Source organism: Peptoniphilus sp. BV3AC2, from assembly GCF_000478945.1.
GTDB classification, from domain to species: Bacteria; Bacillota; Clostridia; order Tissierellales; family Peptoniphilaceae; genus Peptoniphilus_B; species Peptoniphilus_B duerdenii.
The window spans coordinates 67,497-88,469 of the sequence record NZ_AWXD01000004.1; the positions used below are offsets into that span (position 1 = coordinate 67,497).

Consider the following 20,973-nt stretch of genomic DNA (forward strand, 5'->3'; position numbering starts at 1 on the left):
CTTTATTAAATTTCCATTAACTCATCTTCTTTAGCTTTAGTTACTACATCGACTTCTTTAATATATTTATCTGTGAGTTCTTGAACTTTATCTTCAGCTACTTTTCTTTCGTCTTCAGATATTTCTTTATCTTTTTCAAGTTTCTTCACTTCGTCAATAGCAACCCTTCTGATGTTTCTAATAGCAACCTTAGTGTCTTCGCCGTTTTTCTTAACGATTTTAGTAAGGTCGCGTCTTCTTTCTTCGGTAAGTTGTGGAATTATAAGTCTTACAACTTTTCCATCATTTGATGGGTTAAGACCTAAGTCAGATTTTAAAATTTCTTTTTCAATAACAGGTATAAGTGATTGATCCCATGGTTGTACAACAAGAAGTCTTGCTTCAGGAGCTGAGATCCCTGCAACTTGGTTAAGTGGAGTCACTTGTCCATAGTATTCAACTGTAATTTTATCTAAAAGTGCTGGATTTGCTCTTCCCGCTCTTATAGAAAGTAAATCGTCTTTTAAAACCTCAATGGATTTTTTCATTTTATCTTCAGCTTCGCGCTTATAATCAAACATAATTACCTCCTAATTAACGCTAGTACCAATTGTTTTTCCAGATACAGCATCATATATTGAGTTTTCTATATCTATTCCAAATACTATTACCGGAATATTATTGTCCATACAAAGAGATGTTGCAGTACTATCCATAATCGTAAGTCTTCTAGTAAGAATTTCTTGGTAAGTAAGAGTGTCAAATTTCTTGGCATCTGGATTTATATTAGGATCAGAATCATAGATTCCATCCACACCTTTCTTTGCAAGAAGGATTACTTCTGCACCGATTTCTGCAGCCCTAAGTGCAGCTGTTGTGTCGGTAGAAAAGTATGGATTTCCAATTCCTGCAGAAAATATAACTACCCTTTTCTTTTCTAGATGTCTAATTGCCCTACGTCTTATATAAGGTTCGGCAACTTCTTTCATTTCGATTGCAGTTTGAACTCTTGTGTCTACTCCCAATGACTCTAACATGTCTTGAAGAGCAAGAGCATTCATTACAGTTCCAAGCATGCCCATATAGTCAGAAGTGGCTCTGTCCATATCTCCTGAAGATCTACCTCTCCAGAAGTTTCCACCACCGACTACAATACCAATTTCTACTCCAGTTTCATAAGCTCTTTTTATTTCTTCGGCAATGGCTTTTACAGTTACAGGATCGATACCGACCTTAGCATCTCCAGCCATAGCTTCACCGCTTAACTTTAAAACTACCCTATTGTATTTATTATGGGCTTTATCCATTTTATTTACCCATTTGTTTAGCTACTTCTTCTGCGAAGTCTTCTTCTCTTTTTTCTAGACCTTCTCCAACTTCGTATCTAACGAATCTTCTGATCTTAATATTTTCACCAATCTTTGCAATTAGATTAGTAAGAACATCTTGTACCTTTAGATCGCCATCTTTGATGAACTTTTGATCAAGTAGAACAATTTCTTCATAGAATTTTTCAAGTCTACCTTCAACCATCTTTTCAACGATTTTTTCTGGTTTACCTTCGTTTAGAGCTTGTTCTTTTAATACAGTTCTTTCGTGATCAACTTGTTCAGCTGGTACTTCTTCACGAGTTACATACTTTGGATTTGCAGCAGCAACTTGCATAGCCATATCTTTTACGAATGCCTTGAATTCTTCGTTTTTAGAAACGAAGTCAGTTTCAGAGTTAACTTCTATAAGAACTCCGATTCTTCCGCCGTGAATATAGCTTTCTACTAGACCTTCAGCTGCAATTCTAGATGATTTTTTAGCTGCAGATGCAAGTCCTTTTTCTCTAAGGAAATCTATTGCTTTTTCTAAATCTCCATCTGTTTCAGTAAGAGCTTTTTTACAATCCATCATACCTGCTGATGTAATTTCTCTTAATTCTTTAATCATTTGTGCTGTAATATTCATTTAAAACCTCCTATAAAAAAAGGGTCCTAAGCTTAGAACCCAAATTATCTTATTCTTCCTCTTCTACTGGTTCGTTTTCAAGTTCTTCTTGAGAACCTTCTTCGTCAAAGTCAGTAAATTGAGTTCCTTGCTTACCTTCTAATACCGCATTTGCAATAGTTTCAGTGATTAGTTTAACCGCTCTTATTGCATCGTCGTTTCCAGGGATTGGATAGTCAATTTCATCTGGATCACAGTTAGTGTCGATGATTCCTACTACTGGAATACCTAGAATATCAGCTTCTTTAACAGCGATATATTCTTTCTTAGGGTCAACTACGAAGATACAATCTGGTAGTCTGTCCATATGTTTAATTCCACCAAGGAACTTTTCAAGTCTTTCTCTTTCAAGTTTAAGTTTAATAACTTCTTTCTTAGGTAGAACATCGAATGTTCCATCTTCTTCCATTTCTTCAAGATCGTGAAGTCTTTCAACTCTCTTTTTAATAGTTTTGAAATTTGTAAGAAGTCCACCTAACCATCTTTGGTTAATGAATGGCATTTCGCATCTTCTAGCTTCTTTTTCGATAGCATCTTGGGCTTGTTTCTTAGTTCCTACAAATAGTATAGTCTTGTTTTCTTCTGCTAATTCTCTTACGAAATCGTAAGCTTCTTCTATTTTCTTTACTGTTTTTTGAAGATCTATAATATAGATTCCATTTCTTTCTGTAAAGATAAATCTTGACATCTTTGGATTCCATCTTCTAGTTTGGTGTCCAAAGTGTACTCCTGCTTCAAGGAGTGCTTTCATTGATATAACTGACATCTTTACACCTCCGTTTTTTATTCCTCCATTTTCGTCAACCGATCTCAGACCATGTAGGCAACTTGAGTACCGTCAGAAAATGTGTGTCATTTAATACCTCTAATATCTTAACATATAAAAGCTTCAGTATCAACTAAATTATTTAAAATATAAGCCATCTTTGCTCAATATATTCTTAAAATAACTTTATTTTATTCCTAATAGGGTAAACAATATATAGAACTTAAATTTTAGGAGGAAATTATAATGAAATGGCAAGGTAGAAGAAAGAGTTCTAACGTACAGAGAGGAAGTAGAGTCGGTGGTTCCCCATCCATTTTTGGTGGTGGAATTGTAGGATTAGTTTTAATACTTGCATATGTATTGCTAGGAGGAGATATTTCTAATCTTCCAAGAGATACTTCACCCGTTAACAATAATAATGTACAAACAACTAAAGAACAAGCTGTGCTAGAAGACTTTCTGTCCGTAGTTTTGGCAGATACAGAAGATGTTTGGCACGAAAAGTTCAACGAATATGGAATTGAGTACAAAGAACCTAAGATGACTCTATTTAGTCAAGCTACTAGATCCGGATGTGGTCTTGCTCAGTCAAATATGGGTCCATTCTACTGTCCTGTTGATCAAACCGTATATATAGATTCTACATTTTATTATGATTTAAAAAATACTTTTGGTGCTGACGGCGACTTTGCTTTTGCATATGTCCTAGCCCACGAAATCGGACACCATGTTCAAAATCAATTAAATGTACTTAATCAAGTTCAACCACTTAGAAACAAACTTTCAGAAGAAGAATATAATAAATATTCTGTTGCTATGGAACTTCAGGCAGACTACTTCGGTGGACTTTTTGCTTACTATATTCAAGAAAAGGGATACTTGGAAAGCGGCGACATTGAAGAAGCTATGAATGCAGCTGCTTCAATCGGGGATGATAGAATTCAAAAGATGAGTGGCCAAGAGGTAAACGCAGATACATTTACCCACGGAACTTCTGAGCAGAGAAAAAATGCATTTGAACAAGGCTTTAAGCATCACGATTTAGAACATGCTATGCAATTTTTCAAAGGATTAAAATATAAGCCAGAGTTTCAATATAGAAAATTGTAATAAATAAATTTATGTTTAAAATTTTTAATAAAAAAGACTTCAAAAGTAATTTCTTCTGAAGTCTTTTTGTTTTATATTATTTTACGTTTTTAATTTTGTAAGTAATATTAATTTATTTTTCTAAACTAAAATTTTAAGATGAAAATATATTTCTAAAAAATAAAAGCACCCATTAGGATGCTTTTAAAAATCTTATTTTATAACTATATTTAGTATCTTTCCTTTGACATAGATCTTTTTAACTATTTTTTTATCTTCTAACCAGTTTTTAAAATCTTCTGTCGCTTCTGCTTTCGCAAACACTTCTTCTTCTGTAGCTTCTTTTGGAACTACTACTTTAAATCTTACTTTGCCGTTAAATTGAACTGGTATTTCTACTTCGTCATCAACTAACATATCTTCTTCGTAAGTAGGCCACTTAGCTTCGTTTAGGTAACCTCCAATCACTTCATGGAACTGTTCTTCTGTGATATGAGGTGCTACTGGATTTAGAAGAATTAAAAGTGTTTCGTAATCTTTTTTAGTTATACTTCCTTGTCCATAGAATTCATTTACTAAACTCATTAGTGCTGCTATTGCAGTGTTAAATTTAAGAGTTTCATAGTCGTCAGTAACTTTTTTAATAGTCTTGTGAATTAATGACTCTAAGTTCTTTGAATATCCACTTTCATCATTAATTAGTTCAGCTAGTCCGTAAACTCTATCTAAGAATCTTCTAGCTCCCTTAACTCCGTTTGTACTCCATGGTGCAGCCTTTTCAAAATCTCCCATAAACATTTCATAGGTTCTTAATGTATCTGCTCCATATTCATTTACAATGTCGTCTGGATTAATTACATTTCCTCTAGATTTAGACATCTTTTCAGAGTTTGATCCAAGAATCATTCCATGAGAAGTTCTCTTTTTATATGGTTCTTTGGTTGGCACTACTCCAATATCATATAGGAATCTATGCCAGAATCTTGAATACAATAAGTGAAGGGTTGTATGTTCCATTCCTCCGTTGTACCAGTCAACTTGTAAGAAGTGGTCTAAAAGTTTTGGATCTGCTAATGCTTCATGATTGTGAGGATCTATATATCTTAAGAAGTACCATGATGATCCTGCCCATTGAGGCATGGTATCTGTTTCTCTCTTAGCTGGACCTCCACATACTGGACAAGTTGTGTTTACGAATGAATCCATATGTGAAAGTGGACTTTCTCCATCGTGAGATGGTTCGTAATTTTCAACTTCTGGAAGTCTAAGCGGAAGATCTTTTTCATCCATAGGTACGTAACCACATTTGTCACAGTGGATTATTGGAATTGGTTCTCCCCAGTATCTTTGTCTTGAGAATACCCAGTCTCTCAATTTATAATTAGTCTTCTTTTCTCCGATATGTTTATCTTCTAAGAATTTAATTATTTTTTCGCTAGCTTCTTTAACACTTAGTCCATTTAAAAAGTCTGAATTAATAACTGTACAATTTTCTTTTTCTACCATCGGTAGTTCTTTACTATCTTTGCTATCTATTACTTGTACTATTTCAAGTCCAAATTTAGTTGCAAATTCAAAGTCCCTTGTATCATGAGCTGGAACCGCCATTATAGCACCACTACCATAGGTCATTAGAACATAGTCTGATGTCCACACTGGTATTTCTTTTCCATTTGCTGGGTTTATTGCATGAATTCCTTTAAGTTCAACTCCAGTTTTATTTGTAGAAAGTTCTGTTCTTTCAAAGTCAGATTTTTTAGAAACTTCTTCTATATATTTATCTACATCGTTTATGTTTTCGATTCTATCTCTATATTTTTGAATGAGTGGATGTTCTGGAGATATAACCATGTAGGTTGCTCCAAAGATTGTATCTGGTCTGGTTGTGAAGATTTCTAGTTCTTCATCTAAGTCTTTTAATTTAAATTTAACGTCTGCTCCTACTGATTTACCTATCCAGTTTCTTTGTTGTGTCTTTACTCTTTCAATGAAATCTACTTCATCAAGTCCTTCTAGAAGTTTTTCTGCATAGTCAGTTATCTTAAGCATCCATTGAGATTTAACTTTTCTAACTACTTCAGTACCACATCTTTCACAGCATCCACCGACAACTTCTTCATTTGCTAATCCAACTTTACAAGATGGACACCAGTTAATTGGCATTTCTTGTTTATAAGCTAGACCATGTTTAAATAATTGTAGGAAGATCCATTGAGTCCATTTATAGTATTCTGGATCTGTTGTATCTATTTCTCTATCCCAATCAAATGAAAATCCTATTGATTTAAGTTGTCTTTTGAAATTCTTTATATTATCTAGAGTTACTTTTTTAGGATGAATCTTATTCTTTATAGCGTAGTTTTCTGTTGGAAGTCCAAATGCGTCCCATCCCATTGGGAATAGAACTTGTTCACCTTGAAGTCTTCTTTTTCTAGAAACTACATCTAGAGCTGTATATGGTCTTGCGTGACCAACGTGAAGTCCTTGTCCTGATGGATAAGGAAATTCAACTAGAGCGTAAAACTTTTTCTTGTTTAAATCATCATCTGTTTTAAAAGTCTTATGTTCATCCCAGTAATTTTGCCACTTTTTTTCTATTTCTTTTGGATTATACTTTTTCATATTTCACCTATATATCTGCTGAGTTAACTGTTCTTGGGAATGGAATTACGTCACGGATATTCTTCATACCTGTAATGTACATTACAAGTCTTTCAAATCCAATTCCATATCCTGAAGTTATAACCGTACCATATCTTCTTAGATCTAAATACCATTCATATGCATCTACATCAAGTCCTAGTTCTCTCATTCTATTTTCAAGCACCTCAGGTCTGTGTTCTCTTTGAGATCCACCTACTAGTTCTCCAATTCCTGGAACAAGTAAATCAGATGCTCTTACTGTCTTATTATCCTCATTCAAAGTCATGTAGAAAGCTTTTATATCCTTTGGATAGTCTGTAACAAATACAGGCTTTTTAAATATTTCTTCTGTTAAATATCTTTCATGTTCAGTCTGTAAATCTATCCCCCATTCAACAGGATATTTAAAGTCTGCTTTTGATTCTTTTAATAATTCTACCGCTTCTGTGTAGGTAACTTTTCCAAAATCTTTTTCGACGATTGATTTAAGTCTATCTAAAAGTCCCTTATCAATAAATTGATTGAAAAATTCCATTTCATCAGGTGCGTTTTCAAGGACATAGTTAATTACATACTTGATGCAGCCTTCTACATTTTCAAGCATGCCTTCTAGCTTACAAAAACTTAGCTCAGGTTCAACCATCCAGAATTCGGCAGCATGTCTAGCTGTATTTGAGTTTTCTGCTCTAAATGTAGGTCCAAATGTGTAGCAATCTCTAAATGCATGAGCAAATGCTTCTGCTTCCAACTGACCACTTACTGTTAAATGTGTTTCTCTTCCAAAGAAATCTTCGGTATAATCAACTTTTCCATCAACCATTGGAACATCTTTTAGATCTAGTGTTGTTACTTGGAACATTTCTCCAGCACCTTCAGCATCTGATGCAGTAATGATTGGGCTGTGTACGTAAACAAATCCATTTTCTTGGAAATATTTATGAATTGCAAAAGCTATCAAACTTCTAACTTTAAATACCGCTTTAAATGTATTTGTCCTTGGTCTTAGGTGTGTCTTAGTTCTTAGGTATTCCATGGTGTGTCTCTTCTTTTGAAGAGGATAATCCCTGTCACTAAGTCCTATTAACTTTACTTCCTTTGCATGAAGTTCAACAGATTGTTTAGCTCCAGGAGATTCTACAACCTTTCCTGTTACTTCTATTGAGCTAGAAATGGTGTACTTACTAACTTCTTCGAAGTTTTCTAGATTGCTTTCTAGTACAATTTGGAGTGATTTGAAAGAACTTCCATCGTTTAATTCTATAAATCCAAAATTTTTAGAACTTCTAGAGGTCTTAATCCAACCACATACCGTTACTTCTTTATCTATAAAACTCTTATCTTTTAGTACTTTTTGTATATCTATAACCATAATTCCTCCTAGTTATATTTTTATATTATTTTATATAAAAATTTGTAAAATTACAAATTTTCTTCTATATTTTTTAAAAATTCAATTATCTTTTCTTCTTCTCCAGAAGACTTAGGTCTAAAATATTTTCTGTCCCTAAACTCTATTGGAAGATAATCCTGTCTTACATATCCACCATAGCTATGTGGATACTTGTAATTTTCTTCATTATTTACCGATGGGTTGTGCTTATCTCTTAAATACATTGGTATCGTATAAGACTTGCCTTCTCTAGCATCTCTTAAAGCTTCATCTATTGCAATGTATGATGCATTTGATTTAGGACTCGTTGCAAGATAGATTGCACATTGGGACAAGATAATTCTGCCTTCAGGAAGTCCGACAATATTTACAGCGTCAAAACAAGATACTGCTACTTGAATTGCCATAGGATTTGCACAACCAATATCTTCTGATGCAAATATTATCATTCTTCTTGCAATAAACTTTGGATCTTCTCCCGAATTTAACATCTGTGCCAGGTAGAATACCGCCGCATCTGGATCAGTTCCTCGCATAGATTTTATAAATGCGCTTATGTTGTCATAATGGGAATTTCCATTCTTATCATAGAGAACTTTCTTTTTCATTACAGAGTTTTCAACGTCAGTTTTATCTATTATTATTTCTCCATTTCTACCAGGAGTTGAAAGTGCTGCTATTTCTAAGTTGTTTAGAAGAGATCTTGCATCATTTCCCGCTAGTAGAATCAGGGTCTTCTTAGCATCTTCAGAAAGTCTAACATTTAAATGTTTAAGTCCATTTTCTTCAGATAGCGCCCTCTCTATTAATAAGAGTAGATCTTCTTCCTTAAGTGGTTCAAGATTTATTATTTGACATCTAGAAAGCAGTGCTGAGTTTACTTCAAAATAGGGATTTTCAGTAGTAGCACCTATAAGTGTTACCAGTCCCTTTTCTACAAATGGAAGTAGAGCGTCCTGCTGTGATTTATTAAATCTATGAATCTCATCAATAAAAAGAATGGTCTTTACATTATTAAATTTTAAATCGTCCTCCGCAGTTTTAAGTAATTCTCTAAGCTCTTTTACTCCGGATGTTACCGCTGATATTCTTACGAACTTATATCCAGAAAGTCCTGCAAATATTTCTGCAAGAGTGGTCTTACCTACTCCAGGTGGTCCATAAAAAATCATAGAGAAGACTCTACCAGATTTCAAAAGCCTGTTTAAGTACTTTCCTTCGCCGACAATATGACTCTGTCCTACAAATTCATCTAAATTCTTAGGGCGCATCCTTTCAGCAAGTGGAGCGTTAGATTTATTTTTCTTTTCTGCAGCAAGATCAAATAGATCCATAACTTACCTCTTTTGGAATTTATCTAGCTCTTTGTAGAAAGAATCTACATCTGTGAAATTTCTATAAACTGAAGCAAATCTTACGTAGGCAACTTCGTCGAGATTCTTTAAATATTCCATGACAATTTCGCCTATTTCATCAGATTGTACTTCTCTTTTCATAGTGTTTCTAATATTACGCTCAACTTCATTTACTATTTCGTCTATTTTTTCTATATTTACAGGTCTCTTTTCACAAGATTTTATAATACCAATACGTATCTTCTCTGGATCAAAGGTCTGTCTATTTCCATCTCTTTTAACTACTATTAATGGAGTTTCTTCAACCGTCTCATAGGTAGTCCATCTTTTCTTACAGTTTGGACATTCCCTTCTTCTTCTAATTATTGAGCCTTCGTCGGTTTGCCTTGAGTCGACTACCTTTGAATCAAGACTACCACAGAATGGACATTTCATATTATCACCCTTTTATAAAGATAATTATTTTATATTAAAGTTATATTTTTAAAATAAAAAACAGGGTATCCTTAGATACCCATTAAAATCTATTAATTTAATCTTCGAATCTTCTCTTTAGAAATTCTGGAATATCTAGATCACTAGCACTATCTCTCTTAGCCTTTGGTGCTCTAGATTCTTTAATAGAATCTGTTCTTAATGAAGTTCTTCCATGATCTTCATCTTCAAATTCAGTAGCAATTACTGTAATCTTAACGCTATCTTTTAATGTATCGTCAATACCTGCTCCGAATATGATGTTAGCATCTTCAGATACATAGTCACGGATAAGGTCAGCGGCTTCATTAACTTCAAATATTCCAAGGTCATTTCCTGCAGTAATATTAATAAGTACAGATTTAGCACCTTCAATAGAAGTTTCTAGTAGAGGAGAGTTGATTGCTAATTTTGCAGCTTCGGTTGCTCTGTCATCTCCAGATGCAATACCGATACCCATATGAGCGATACCTTTATCTTCCATGATGGTTTTAACGTCTGCAAAGTCAAGATTAATAAGGTTTGGTACAGAAATTAAATCAGATATACCTTGAACACCTTGTTTTAAAATTTCGTCAGCCATTTCAAATGCTTTTGCAAATGAAGTCTTCTTGTCAGAAATATCAAGAAGTCTGTCGTTAGGAATAATAACAAGTGTGTCTACCTTTTCTTTTAAAGCTTGGATTCCTCTTTCAGCAGATTTAGATCTTCTAACGCCTTCAAAGGTAAATGGTTTTGTAACAACACCTACAGTTAGAAGTCCTAATTCTTGAGCTACTTCAGCAACTACTGGAGCTGCTCCGGTACCTGTACCACCGCCCATTCCAGCTGTGATGAATACCATATCTGCTCCTTCAAGAGCTTCTCTTATTTCATCTCTAGATTCTTCAGCAGATTTTTCTCCAACATCAGGGTTTGCTCCTGCTCCTAATCCTTTAGTTATTTTTTCTCCGATTTGTACTTTATTATCTGCAAGAGTAGTCTTAAGAGCTTGTTTATCTGTATTTAAAGCATAGAACTCTACACCCTTAACTCCTGCTGTAATCATTCTGTTAACGGCATTATTTCCGCCACCGCCAACTCCAAATATTTTTATTTTAGCGAATTCATCGTGATCCAACTCAAAATCTAACATAACTTCCTCCTCATCATTATATACTTATATTTTATTAGTAAAATACTAAATAGTCAATACTAAATGACTGTTTTTCAACACTTATCTATAATTATACACCATTTAAAGTAACTATTGGATTTTCATTTGAAAAAAGATCAATAGATACTACATCTTTTCCTGTATTTTTTATATCTTCTCTGATTTTTTCGAGCATTTCCAACTTATAATCAAAATTATTTACAGGACCAAACTTAACTAGTATTCCGTCCTTAAGTGTAAAATCACAGCTATCTTTATAGAATTTAATTGAGCTAATGTCAAAAATGATATTTGAATTTAAAAGTTTTTGAGAAAGTTCTTTTAGATTTTCGTCATTTCTAAAAAGATAAGCGCCTATTTCATACTTGTTTGTGTCTATTCCTTCTACCACTATAAGTTCCTTTTTGGAACTACTTTTCTCACCAAGAATCTTTAGATTTCTATCAGCTATATATTCCGTTCCACCTTTTATAAGTAGAAAGTCCTGCCTTTCATCTATTGATACTCTCAGTGTATTTTTAAATTTATAAGAAAATTTAACGTCTTTTATATATGGAATTTTTAAAAGAGCCTTTTCACTCTTCCCTTTATTTAGAAGTAGGTAATTCTTACCAATTGACTCATTTAAAATTTTTTCGATCTCAGATTTTTTAACTACATTGTTGCCACTTATATCTAATTTATTTATTCTGAAGATACCAGAGATTTGTATCAGAGAAAAAGCTATTATTATAACAAGAGATATAAAGATTATTCTTCTCTTTCTCATTTGTTTTTTTCTTCTTAATCTCTGTGATACACGTCTATTTCTCATCTATTACTTTTAGAATTTCATCTACTAGTTTTTTTACAGCATCTACCGAAGCCAATTTTTTAGATGAACTTCCCATTTTCTCCAATTTATTTTTATCCATAAGTAGAGACTCGATACTATCAAGTAGAACTTCTCCACTTAGATCGCTCTCTTTTATTACTATGGAAGCACCCTTGTTTTCATATGATTTTGCATTGAAAAACTGATGGTTTCCTGCAGTATATGATTTAGGTATAAGTATGCTAGCTACCCCTACTGCAGATATTTCTGCTAGGGTCATAGCTGATGAAGATGCAACTACTAAATCTGAAATTTTTAAAAGATCTGGAATCTTGTGTGAGTAATCTAAAATTTTTATATTTTCTGGTAAATCAATTCCTTTTATCTCTTCCATAAAGTTCTTATAATGAACTTTACCTGTTATGTGGATAAGTCTAAAAGGCAACTCAGTCCTGCTCTTTATAATTTCTATGATGGCATCGTTAGTTGATTCTTGTCCGCCTGAACCACCAAAAGAAAGTACAATCGGCATGTCATTTTTTACTCCAAGTCTTTTAAAAGCCTCATCTTTATCTATTTTTTCAAAATCTGATCGAATTGGATTACCTGTGAAGACAATATTTTCATTGTCGAAATATTCTTTTGCTTCATCAAAGTTTATAGCTACTAGGTCAGCCTTTTTGCTTAAAATTTTGTTTGTTATTCCTGGATACGCATTTTGTTCAGATATAACAGTCTTTATTTTTTTTCTCTGAGCTTTCATTACGATCGGCGCACAAACAAAACCACCTGTACCTATTACAACGTCTGGTTTAAATTCTTTTATTATCTTGTCACATTGCCTAAGTCCTTTGTATAGAGACATGGCAGTCTTAAATGTCTTAACATTTAACTTCTTTCTAGGTAAGCCTTTTGCAGAAATAGTTTTAAATGGAACACCATGTTCAGGCACTATTTCTGATTCAAGCCCTTTTTCTGTACCTACATATAAAATATTTGCGTCTTTATATCTCTTTTTTATTTCGTCAACTATGGCAAGGGCTGGATATATATGTCCTCCAGTTCCACCGCCGGATATTATAATATTCATTTTAACCTCGTTTTGAAATGCCTAGTAATATTCCTACAGAGCCTAGTGCAACTATAATAGATGTACCTCCGTATGATACAAATGGAAGTGTAATCCCTGTTGCGGGCATAAATTTGCAGGCAACGGCAATATTAAATAGGGCTTGGACACCAATGTAGGAAGTTATTCCCAGTGCCACCAGTTTATCAAAGTAATTTTCTGCCCTATATGATATAGTATACCCCCTATATATAAATACTACAAATAAAATAATTATTATTAGCACTCCAAACAGTCCTATCTCTTCAGCTATAACCGCAATTATAAAATCTGAATGGGCGGCAAATATATTGTATTTAAATCTTGAATGAAATAATCCTACTCCAAAGAGTCCGCCTACCGCCATTGCATATAGAGATTGAAATTGGTGATAAGTCTCCTTATTCATCTCATCAGAGAAGAATCCTTTGAACCTATCCATTCTATATCCATACTTAGTTACGAATAAAACCGCCACTATACATCCAAGGGCAGCTATTACTACGAATTGATGATTTTTCATTCCTGCTGCAAAGAGCATTATAAAAAGAGTAGCTCCTATAACTGCAGCGGTTGAAAAGTCTTTAAATAGTATTGGACCCGCTGATAGTCCCATAACCGCTAAGGCATAGATAAATATTTTGGAATCATCAATCCTATTTCTAACCTGGGAGAGAAAACTTGCAAAAAATATAATAGAACTTACCTTTATAAATTCTGAAGGTTGGAATCCTTTGTTAATCCCAGGAATTAATATTGACCTGACTTGACCATGTTCAGTCTTACCTAGGCTCGTAAATAAGAGCGCAACTGCAATTAATGATAGGAAAAATCCTATTACTCCAAAAAATTGAAGTTGTCTCCTGGATAGTTTTGTACCTATTAACATAGCAACTATTCCCACCATAAGTAGTGGAATATGTGTCTTTATTTGATAGTATTCATCTCCGTGGTTCTTAACTCCATTTGGAATACCAGCAGAGGTTATGAATACAACTCCGAATAATACCAATATTATAGTTACTATTAATAGGGTTCTATCTACATTTTTGAAAAGTTTATCTTTCAAAATTATCTCTCCAATCCCATTACTATTTCTTTGAAATGCCTTCCTCTTACTTCATAGTTTGGATACATATCCCATGAAGCACACGCAGGTGAAAGTAGAACTACAGAATTATTTTCTCTTGCAATGGTAGTAGCTACAGAAACCGCCTCTTCCATATCTTTTACTCTTGTAGTTTCAATTCCAAGTTCTGTTGCTTCGTTTATAATAAGCTCTGAGGTTGCACCCATAACTACAAGAGATGTGATTTTATCTTTGTTATCTTCCAAAAGTTTTTTAAAGTCAGATCCCTTGTCGTATCCGCCTATTATTAATACCGATTTTTCAAAAGCTTTAAGAGCCACATCTGTACTATCTGGATTTGTTCCCTTAGAATCGTTGTAATAACTTATTCCATTAAAAGTCCTTACAAACTCAATTCTATGTTCAACACCCTTGAAGTTTTTAATCGTATCTACAATTATTTCTAAATCCACTCCCAGTGAATATGCAGAAAGTATGGCAGCCATTGCATTTTCAATATTGTGTCTACCCTTTATAAAGACATCTGATACCTTCATAATATTTTCTAAAGTACCATCAAAATGTCTAAAAATTATTTCTCCATCCTTTGTGAAAAGTCCTGGTCTTCCTAGATCATCGTAGGAATAATAATAAGTGTTTTTTACTCCTGCGTTGATAGTCTTTACATAGTCACATGATGCGCCTAAGATTAAATAATCATCCTCTTCTAGGTTTTTATATATGTTTTCTTTTGCTTTTCTGTAATTTTCTACAGTCTTGTGCCAATCCAAATGGTCGCTTGTTATATTTGTTATAACAGCTACATGAGGATGAAACTTGTCTATATAAGCTAGTTGAAATGAACTAGCTTCACAAACTATGAATTTCGGATCATAGTCAATAACATCCATGACTCCAACCCCTATATTTCCTACCGCATAAGATTTTCCAACCTTGTTTAATATTTCATTTACAAGTGTAGTTATGGTAGTTTTTCCATTGGTGCCAGTTATTGCGACTATATCCTTTGTTTTATAAAAATATGAAGCGAATTCTATATCAGAAATTATCTTTATATTTTTATCTTCTAATTTTTTTATTATTTTGGATTCAGGTTTAATTCCTGGGCTTTTAACAGCAAAATCTATGCCGCTAAAGTCGCCGTTAAATATATCTTCTCTTTCAAATCCATCATAATTTTCTCTTTCATCTAATATAAACGCATCTATTTCGTGTTTTTTTGCATAATTATAGACGGATTTACCTGTTGTTCCAGTTCCTATTATTAAAATTTTCATTTCTTTACCATTAAATTATTAGCAAGTATCCTAGTATGCATAGAATTATCTGTGCAATGTAGAATGCTTTTACAACTTTTGTTTCCTTCCATCCTTTTTGTTCATAGTGATGGTGAAGTGGTGACATCAAAAATATTCTTTTCCCTCTTATTTTATAGCTTAGTACTTGGAGTATTACAGATAAAGTTTCTATAAAATAAACTCCACAAGCTACAGGTAGTAAAAGCGGAATATTAAGAAGCACTGCTATGGAACTTACTGCTCCTCCTAGAGCCAATGATCCTGTATCTCCCATGAATACTTTGGCTGGGAATTTGTTAAATTTTAAAAATCCAACCAATGATCCAGCAAGTACAAATGATGCTATAGCTATTGAATATCTTTCAAATTTAAGTGCTACTGCTGCGAAAAATAGTAAAACTATAGTTGTAACTCCTGAACTAAGTCCATCAAGCCCGTCTGTTAAATTTACAGAGTTCACTACACCAACTATTACAAATATTATAAATGGTATATAGAAATAGTTGAAGCTCACCATTTTCTTTACAAATGGAACGTATACTTCTGTTGATAGCTCCTTTGAATTGTATTGAAAATATAGAACTACTAAACAGAATATAATTTGTAGAACCAACTTTTGAATCGCAGTAAGTCCAAGATTTCTCTTCTTAACTACCTTTATATAGTCGTCTATAAATCCCACAGCTCCAAATGCAAATGTTGCAAATAGAACTATTAAAAAATCTACTGAGAAATTAGTCAAAACTATATTTGATATTAAAAATGAAGATAGAAAAATAAGCCCACCTATGGTTGGTGTACCCGCTTTTGTCAAATGACTCTCTGGTCCATCTTCTCTGATACTCTGACCTGCATTCATACTCTTAAGAACCGGTATTATTATCGGTCCTAGAATTAGTGAGATTACAGCTCCTAGTACAAATGATATTAAATACTTCATCTCATACTCCTAATTTTTATTTTTATCCTCATTTTTATTATTTTTGTCGTTATTTATAACTGACTCTTCAACTTTATCGAAGTCTCTGTCGGTGGTCAAGACTATTACTTCCTCTGTAACTATTGTCTTTGCCTTAATAGATTGGCTGGTAATATAGCCTTCTCCTTCTATTTTATACTTAATTCCAAGTTCAGAAAGCACTTTTTCTGCATCTTCCTTACTCTTACCAATAAGCATAGGCACCATCTTTTCAGTGTTTTCATTTACAGTTATATCAACTATACTTCCTTGCGGTACCATTTCTCCTGCTGCTGGTCTTTGTGAAACTACTACGGAGTTTTCTGTAACTTTGGATTTGTCTGATGAGAATTTAAGGTTTGAATTGACTATTATCTTACCTGCATCCATCACAAGTCTTCCCGTTACATCTGGGACCACCACTTGTTCTTTATTGTCTACTTTATCTATCTTCTCTGTCTTTGGAATCTTTAAGTATTCCAAAGTTTCTTGCATTACCTCTTTTGCAACCGGCGCTGCAACTGTTGCGCCGTAGAAATTTCCTACCGGCTTTTTAACTACTACTAGTACGGTTATCACTGGATCTTTAATAGGAGCAAGTCCTATAAATGATGAATAGTATTCATCTTCATAACCACCTTTTGATGAAGCTATATAAGCTGTACCAGTTTTGCCTCCGACTTTGTAGCCAGGAACTGCTGCATACTTACCGGTACCTTCTTCTACAACACCCCTCATAAGCTCCCTCATGGTTTTAGAAGTTTCTTCAGATATAACTCTTCTATAGGTGGTCTTTTTGAATTTTTCTATTACATTTCCTTCTTTGTCCACCAATTCTTTTACGATTAAAGGCTTGTTTAAATAGCCGCCATTCCCTATGGCAGACACCGCATTTATAAGTTGAATTGGAGTAACAGCTATACCGTGACCATAACTAATAGTTGAGATTGCAACCTTAGAAATTTGATTTGCTGAAGCTGGAATAGTTCCCTTCACTTCACCTCTTAGATCTATACCTGTTCTCTCTCCAAAACCAAAGGATCTTATAAATTTAAGGAATTTTTCTGCTCCAAGTTCTCTACCTATCTTTACCAATGAAATATTGCAAGATTCTGCCATTGCTTCTGCCAGAGTTTTTGAGCCTCTACGACTAGATGTACAGGTTATTCTTACGCCTTTCATGTCCGTTAGAACTCCTGGACATGTGTATGTCTTTTGTAAATTTGTAGTGTCCTCTTCTAGAGCAGAAGCTGCAGTTATAAGTTTAAATGTTGAACCTGGCTCGTATTGACTTTCGATACTAGAATTTTTCCAGTTGTCACTCCAAGCCTTTATCAGTTCTTCTTCTGACAAATTTTTAAAATCTTTTTCTTGTTTTTCATTTATTGGAAGTCTTGGATAGTTTGGATCGTAGTCATCTTTATCCACCATGGCTAGGATTTCTCCAGTCTTAGTATTTTGTACTATGACTGTGACCCTTTCCGCTTCCGTCTTTAATTTAGATTCTTCAGCAGCTTTGTCAGCGAACCCTTGGATATTTACATCGATTGTACTTACAAGATCAAGCCCGTCCTGTGGAGCATACTGCTTCTCGTCAGTCATAGGAATTTGCTTAAGCTGTTCGTCCTTAATCTTTATAGATTTACCTTTAATACCTACAAGTTCATCGTCAAACTGTCTTTCAAGCCCATAGATACCATAGTTTTCATTGTCAAGAAATCCAAGCACATGACTCATAGATTTTCCAAATGGATAGAATCTTTTAATATAGTCATCAAAGCTGACGCATTTATTCTTTTGTTCTCTGATTTCAAGAGCAATCTTTCTATCAACGTCTTTTGCAAGGGTCACTCTCTTGTTTTGACTAATTTTAACTAGAGTTTCCCTTTCATCAAGATTTAAAATATTTGAAAAATACCTCGCATCATCTTCCAATTTCTTCTGTCTAATGGCTGCGAAATCATCCATTCTCTTTTTGTATGCTTCTTCCGATTCCTTCTTTCCCTTTTGTATACCTTTATCCGGTTTTATATTGTTTGAATCATAATAAATTTTAGATTTCGACACATTCAAAGCAAGAATCTTTTTGTTTGCATCGTATATAAGCCCTCTATTTGAGTTAATCGCTTCTTTCTTTGTAAGCTGATTAAGGGCTTGTTTAGTTAAATCTTCAGATTTAAATATTTGTATATAAAATAATCTAAATATAAGTAATATAAAAAATAAAACCAGGAAGCTTAGTAAAAAGAAAATTCTACGGTTAAAAACTGTCCGTACATCGCCTTTAAAACTGCCCCTGGTCGTCTTATTTTTCCTTCTTTTCAAAAGTGCCTCCTAATTTCTAGTAAATGACTTCAAAACTGAAACAATAGGACTTAGAAATACATTGTTCTTTACATCGCTTTTTTGCTTATCATCTTTTACATCTATATAAACTATTTGATTATCTTCTGGATAAACCATTCCCAGTCTGTATTGTGCAACTTCCTTTAAATTGTTTGAACTAACAATTCCTTGAAGTTCTCCTTCTAATGACATCTTGGTTTCTTCCAAATCTTTTATCTCAGAACTTTGAGCGATGATTTCATTGTCGAGTTTAGTTATTTGAGATCTCAAAACTGAAACAGTTCCAATTAATATTATAACAATAGATGCTGTTAGCACAAGAGGGATATTTATTTTTCTTTTTATTGATTTTTTATTTTCTTCTTCATTTTATACCTCTAGCTTCTCAGCAATTCTCAGTTTTGCAGAGTGAGCACGATTGTTAATAGCAAGTTCTTCTTTAGATGCTGTGATCGGCTTTCTCGTTATTATTTCTATCTCTCTTTTTTTATTACAAGTACATACTGGCACTTCCGGTGGACATATACAGTCCAAGTAGTAGTACTTAAATGTGTCCTTTACGATTCTATCTTCCAGTGAATGGAATGATATTATACAGATTCTGCCTCCTGGGTTTAAAGACTCAATCATATCTCCCAGACTCCTTCTAAGCACTCCAAGCTCATCGTTTGTTTCTATTCTAAGGGCTTGGAAGATTCTCTTAGCTGGGTGTGGTCCCCCACTTCTAGCTCCTTTTGGAATGGCAGCTTTTATAATTTCTACTAGTTCAAATGTGGTGTCAATGGATTTTGAGTTTCTTGCCTTAACTATAAATTCTGCAACTCTCTTAGACCATTTTTCTTCTCCATATTCGTAGAATATCTTCATAAGTGCTTCTTTAGAATATGTATTCACAATATCTTTTGCAGTGATTCGGGTGGATTTATTCATTCTCATATCAAGTGGTGCGTCATAATTATAAGAAAATCCTCGAGATGCTTCATCAAATTGATGGGAACTCACTCCCAAATCGAGGAGAATTCCATCCACCTTAGAAATTCCAAGTGAATCTAGATTTTCTCTGAAAAGCTCAAAGTTATTGTTGAATAGTTTAAAATTATCTCCAATTTCTCTAAGTCTCTTCTCAGATGTATAAAGTGCAAACTCATCTTGGTCTATCCCAACTAAAAGACCAGTACCATTTAGCCTTTTTAAAATTTCACTGCTATGGCCTGCACCGCCAATTGTACAGTCCATATATATGTGATTTTCTCGAATATTTAAACCTTCTATAGTTTCATTGAAAAGTACAGGGATATGCTCAAAGTTTGTCATAGCATCTCACCGCCTAATGTCATCACATTGTCTTCGTAGCTAGATTCTAAATCCTCATCCATTTCTTGCCATTTTTCTAGAGACCAGATTTCTGCCCTCACATCAAGTCCCACGATTATTCCGTCTTTTACAAGCCCTGAGTGATCTCTTAAGCTTTGAGGAATCAAAACCCTGCCTTGTTTATCTAAATTTGTTAGGACAGCCTTGGAGTAGAAAGATCTTTGGAAAGCACGGGCTTCCTTGCTGCTTAGAGGAAGGGATCTAACCTTTTTTGAGATTTCTTCCCATTCTGTTTTTGGGTACACAAAAATACAGCCATCGAGACCTTTTGTCATTACAAAAGAGTCTTCAAGGTCATTTCTAAGTTTTGATGGAATTATTATTCTGCCTCTATCATCAAGAGTTAGATTGTATTCCCCAATTAACATACATATTCCTCCATTAGGTGTGAATTCACTCCATTCCTCTCCCATTAACTATATTCTACAACACATCCGTTCCAAATACTAGTCTTTTTAGCAAGATTATGCGATAATTTTCAAATTTTTTTAATTTTCTTCGTTTTTTTTATATTTCTTATGATTTTTTAAATTTTTATCTAAAATTACATACTTTTTTTGATTAATTGGGTATCTTTTCAGTGGAGGAATTTATGATTTACGATTATATTGTTAAAGATAATGAAGGAAGAGATATTTCCTTAAAAGATTTTGAAGGAAAAGTACTGCTCATAGTAAATACTGCTACTAAATGCGGATTTACGCCACAGTACGAAGGTTTGGAAGCACTGTACGAAAAGTATAAGGATAGAGGGTTTGTTATTTTAGATTTCCCATGTAATCAATTCGGCGGTCAGGCTCCTGGAAATTCAGATGAGATTAAAAGTTTTTGCAGTTTAAATTTTGGAACGACTTTTCCACAATTTGAAAAAGTGGATGTAAATGGAGAGAATGAATCTCCTCTATTTACTTATTTAAAATCTCAACAAAAAGGAATCTTGGGCGGTGCTATCAAATGGAACTTTACTAAGTTTCTAGTGGATAGAAATGGTAAGGTGACTGATAGATTTGCACCTTCTACAAAACCTGAGAAAATCGAAGAAAAGATTGAAGAATTGTTGTAAAGTAATTTAAAAAAAGAAAATCTTCAATTTTAAATTAAAATAAAATTTCCATACTAAAAAATAATCAAAAAG

General features: G+C 33.7%; 20 protein-coding genes. 2 read left to right on the forward strand and 18 right to left on the reverse strand.

The window, feature by feature from the left end; genetic code table 11:
* Positions 1-5: 5 nt before the first annotated feature.
* From frr to rpsB, 4 genes are read right to left on the reverse strand one after another with little or no spacing between them, the layout of a single operon-like run.
* Positions 6-560: a ribosome recycling factor gene (gene frr / locus HMPREF1252_RS00420; RefSeq protein WP_023058857.1), complete on the reverse strand. Its 555-nt coding sequence runs from the start codon at positions 558-560 to the stop codon at positions 6-8.
* 9 nt (positions 561-569) lie between these two features.
* On the reverse strand, positions 570-1,286 hold the full coding sequence (pyrH, locus tag HMPREF1252_RS00425) for a UMP kinase (RefSeq protein WP_008902044.1): 717 nt from the start codon (positions 1,284-1,286) through the stop codon (positions 570-572).
* 1 nt (position 1,287) lies between these two features.
* Entirely contained in the window at positions 1,288-1,935 is a 648-nt protein-coding gene (gene tsf, locus HMPREF1252_RS00430) for a translation elongation factor Ts (RefSeq protein ID WP_008902043.1), read from the reverse strand.
* A 49-nt stretch (positions 1,936-1,984) separates the two neighbouring features.
* On the reverse strand, positions 1,985-2,740 hold the full coding sequence (gene rpsB, locus HMPREF1252_RS00435) for a 30S ribosomal protein S2 (protein ID WP_023058850.1): 756 nt from the start codon (positions 2,738-2,740) through the stop codon (positions 1,985-1,987).
* Positions 2,741-2,986: 246 nt separating this feature from the next.
* On the opposite strand from rpsB, the gene HMPREF1252_RS00440 reads away from it, so the two are divergent.
* The gene (locus tag HMPREF1252_RS00440) at positions 2,987-3,853 is read left to right on the forward strand and encodes a neutral zinc metallopeptidase (protein ID WP_023058866.1); all 867 of its coding nucleotides are present in this window, start codon (positions 2,987-2,989) and stop codon (positions 3,851-3,853) included.
* 192 nt (positions 3,854-4,045) lie between these two features.
* Here HMPREF1252_RS00440 and leuS read toward each other — a convergent pair whose 3' ends face one another.
* The 14 genes from leuS to mraZ form a co-directional block, all read right to left on the reverse strand.
* On the reverse strand, positions 4,046-6,454 hold the full coding sequence (leuS, locus tag HMPREF1252_RS00445) for a leucine--tRNA ligase (protein ID WP_023058855.1): 2,409 nt from the start codon (positions 6,452-6,454) through the stop codon (positions 4,046-4,048).
* 7 nt (positions 6,455-6,461) lie between these two features.
* Positions 6,462-7,844 carry an asparagine--tRNA ligase gene (gene asnS, locus HMPREF1252_RS00450; RefSeq protein WP_023058860.1) on the reverse strand — a complete coding sequence of 461 codons (1,383 nt, stop codon included), beginning with the start codon at positions 7,842-7,844 and terminating at the stop codon, positions 6,462-6,464.
* A gap of 50 nt (positions 7,845-7,894) precedes the next feature.
* Positions 7,895-9,199, reverse strand: a complete 1,305-nt coding sequence (locus HMPREF1252_RS00455) for a replication-associated recombination protein A (protein WP_023058840.1) — start codon at positions 9,197-9,199, stop codon at positions 7,895-7,897.
* Between the two features lie 3 nt (positions 9,200-9,202).
* A complete protein-coding gene (nrdR, locus tag HMPREF1252_RS00460; RefSeq protein ID WP_008902037.1) occupies positions 9,203-9,655 on the reverse strand; it encodes a transcriptional regulator NrdR in 453 nt (150 codons plus the stop codon).
* A 97-nt stretch (positions 9,656-9,752) separates the two neighbouring features.
* Positions 9,753-10,829, reverse strand: a complete 1,077-nt coding sequence (gene ftsZ, locus HMPREF1252_RS00465) for a cell division protein FtsZ (protein WP_023058897.1) — start codon at positions 10,827-10,829, stop codon at positions 9,753-9,755.
* Positions 10,830-10,920: 91 nt separating this feature from the next.
* Complete coding sequence (locus tag HMPREF1252_RS00470; protein WP_023058896.1) at positions 10,921-11,664, reverse strand: cell division protein FtsQ/DivIB; 744 nt, start codon at positions 11,662-11,664, stop codon at positions 10,921-10,923.
* Positions 11,654-12,754: an undecaprenyldiphospho-muramoylpentapeptide beta-N-acetylglucosaminyltransferase gene (gene murG / locus HMPREF1252_RS00475; RefSeq protein WP_023058862.1), complete on the reverse strand. Its 1,101-nt coding sequence runs from the start codon at positions 12,752-12,754 to the stop codon at positions 11,654-11,656. The genes HMPREF1252_RS00470 and murG overlap by 11 nt, the downstream gene beginning before the upstream one ends.
* Position 12,755: 1 nt before the next feature.
* Positions 12,756-13,841 (reverse strand): FtsW/RodA/SpoVE family cell cycle protein, encoded by a 1,086-nt coding sequence (locus HMPREF1252_RS00480; protein WP_023058870.1) that lies wholly within the window; start codon positions 13,839-13,841, stop codon positions 12,756-12,758.
* Between the two features lie 2 nt (positions 13,842-13,843).
* Positions 13,844-15,139, reverse strand: coding sequence for a UDP-N-acetylmuramoyl-L-alanine--D-glutamate ligase (gene murD / locus HMPREF1252_RS00485; protein ID WP_023058858.1), 1,296 nt, complete (start codon positions 15,137-15,139; stop codon positions 13,844-13,846).
* Between the two features lie 10 nt (positions 15,140-15,149).
* Positions 15,150-16,100: a phospho-N-acetylmuramoyl-pentapeptide-transferase gene (mraY, locus tag HMPREF1252_RS00490; protein ID WP_023058881.1), complete on the reverse strand. Its 951-nt coding sequence runs from the start codon at positions 16,098-16,100 to the stop codon at positions 15,150-15,152.
* A 9-nt stretch (positions 16,101-16,109) separates the two neighbouring features.
* On the reverse strand, positions 16,110-18,443 hold the full coding sequence (locus HMPREF1252_RS00495) for a PASTA domain-containing penicillin-binding protein (RefSeq protein ID WP_023058889.1): 2,334 nt from the start codon (positions 18,441-18,443) through the stop codon (positions 16,110-16,112).
* A 9-nt stretch (positions 18,444-18,452) separates the two neighbouring features.
* Positions 18,453-18,734 carry a septum formation initiator gene (locus tag HMPREF1252_RS00500; protein ID WP_023058891.1) on the reverse strand — a complete coding sequence of 94 codons (282 nt, stop codon included), beginning with the start codon at positions 18,732-18,734 and terminating at the stop codon, positions 18,453-18,455.
* 99 nt (positions 18,735-18,833) lie between these two features.
* Complete coding sequence (gene rsmH / locus HMPREF1252_RS00505; protein WP_023058868.1) at positions 18,834-19,778, reverse strand: 16S rRNA (cytosine(1402)-N(4))-methyltransferase RsmH; 945 nt, start codon at positions 19,776-19,778, stop codon at positions 18,834-18,836.
* A complete protein-coding gene (mraZ, locus tag HMPREF1252_RS00510; protein WP_023058846.1) occupies positions 19,775-20,206 on the reverse strand; it encodes a division/cell wall cluster transcriptional repressor MraZ in 432 nt (143 codons plus the stop codon). The genes rsmH and mraZ overlap by 4 nt, the downstream gene beginning before the upstream one ends.
* Before the next feature lie 224 nt (positions 20,207-20,430).
* Here mraZ and HMPREF1252_RS00515 point away from each other — a divergent pair, with 224 nt between their 5' ends.
* A complete protein-coding gene (locus tag HMPREF1252_RS00515) occupies positions 20,431-20,901 on the forward strand; it encodes a glutathione peroxidase (RefSeq protein ID WP_023058874.1) in 471 nt (156 codons plus the stop codon).
* The last annotated feature ends 72 nt before the right edge of the window (positions 20,902-20,973 follow it).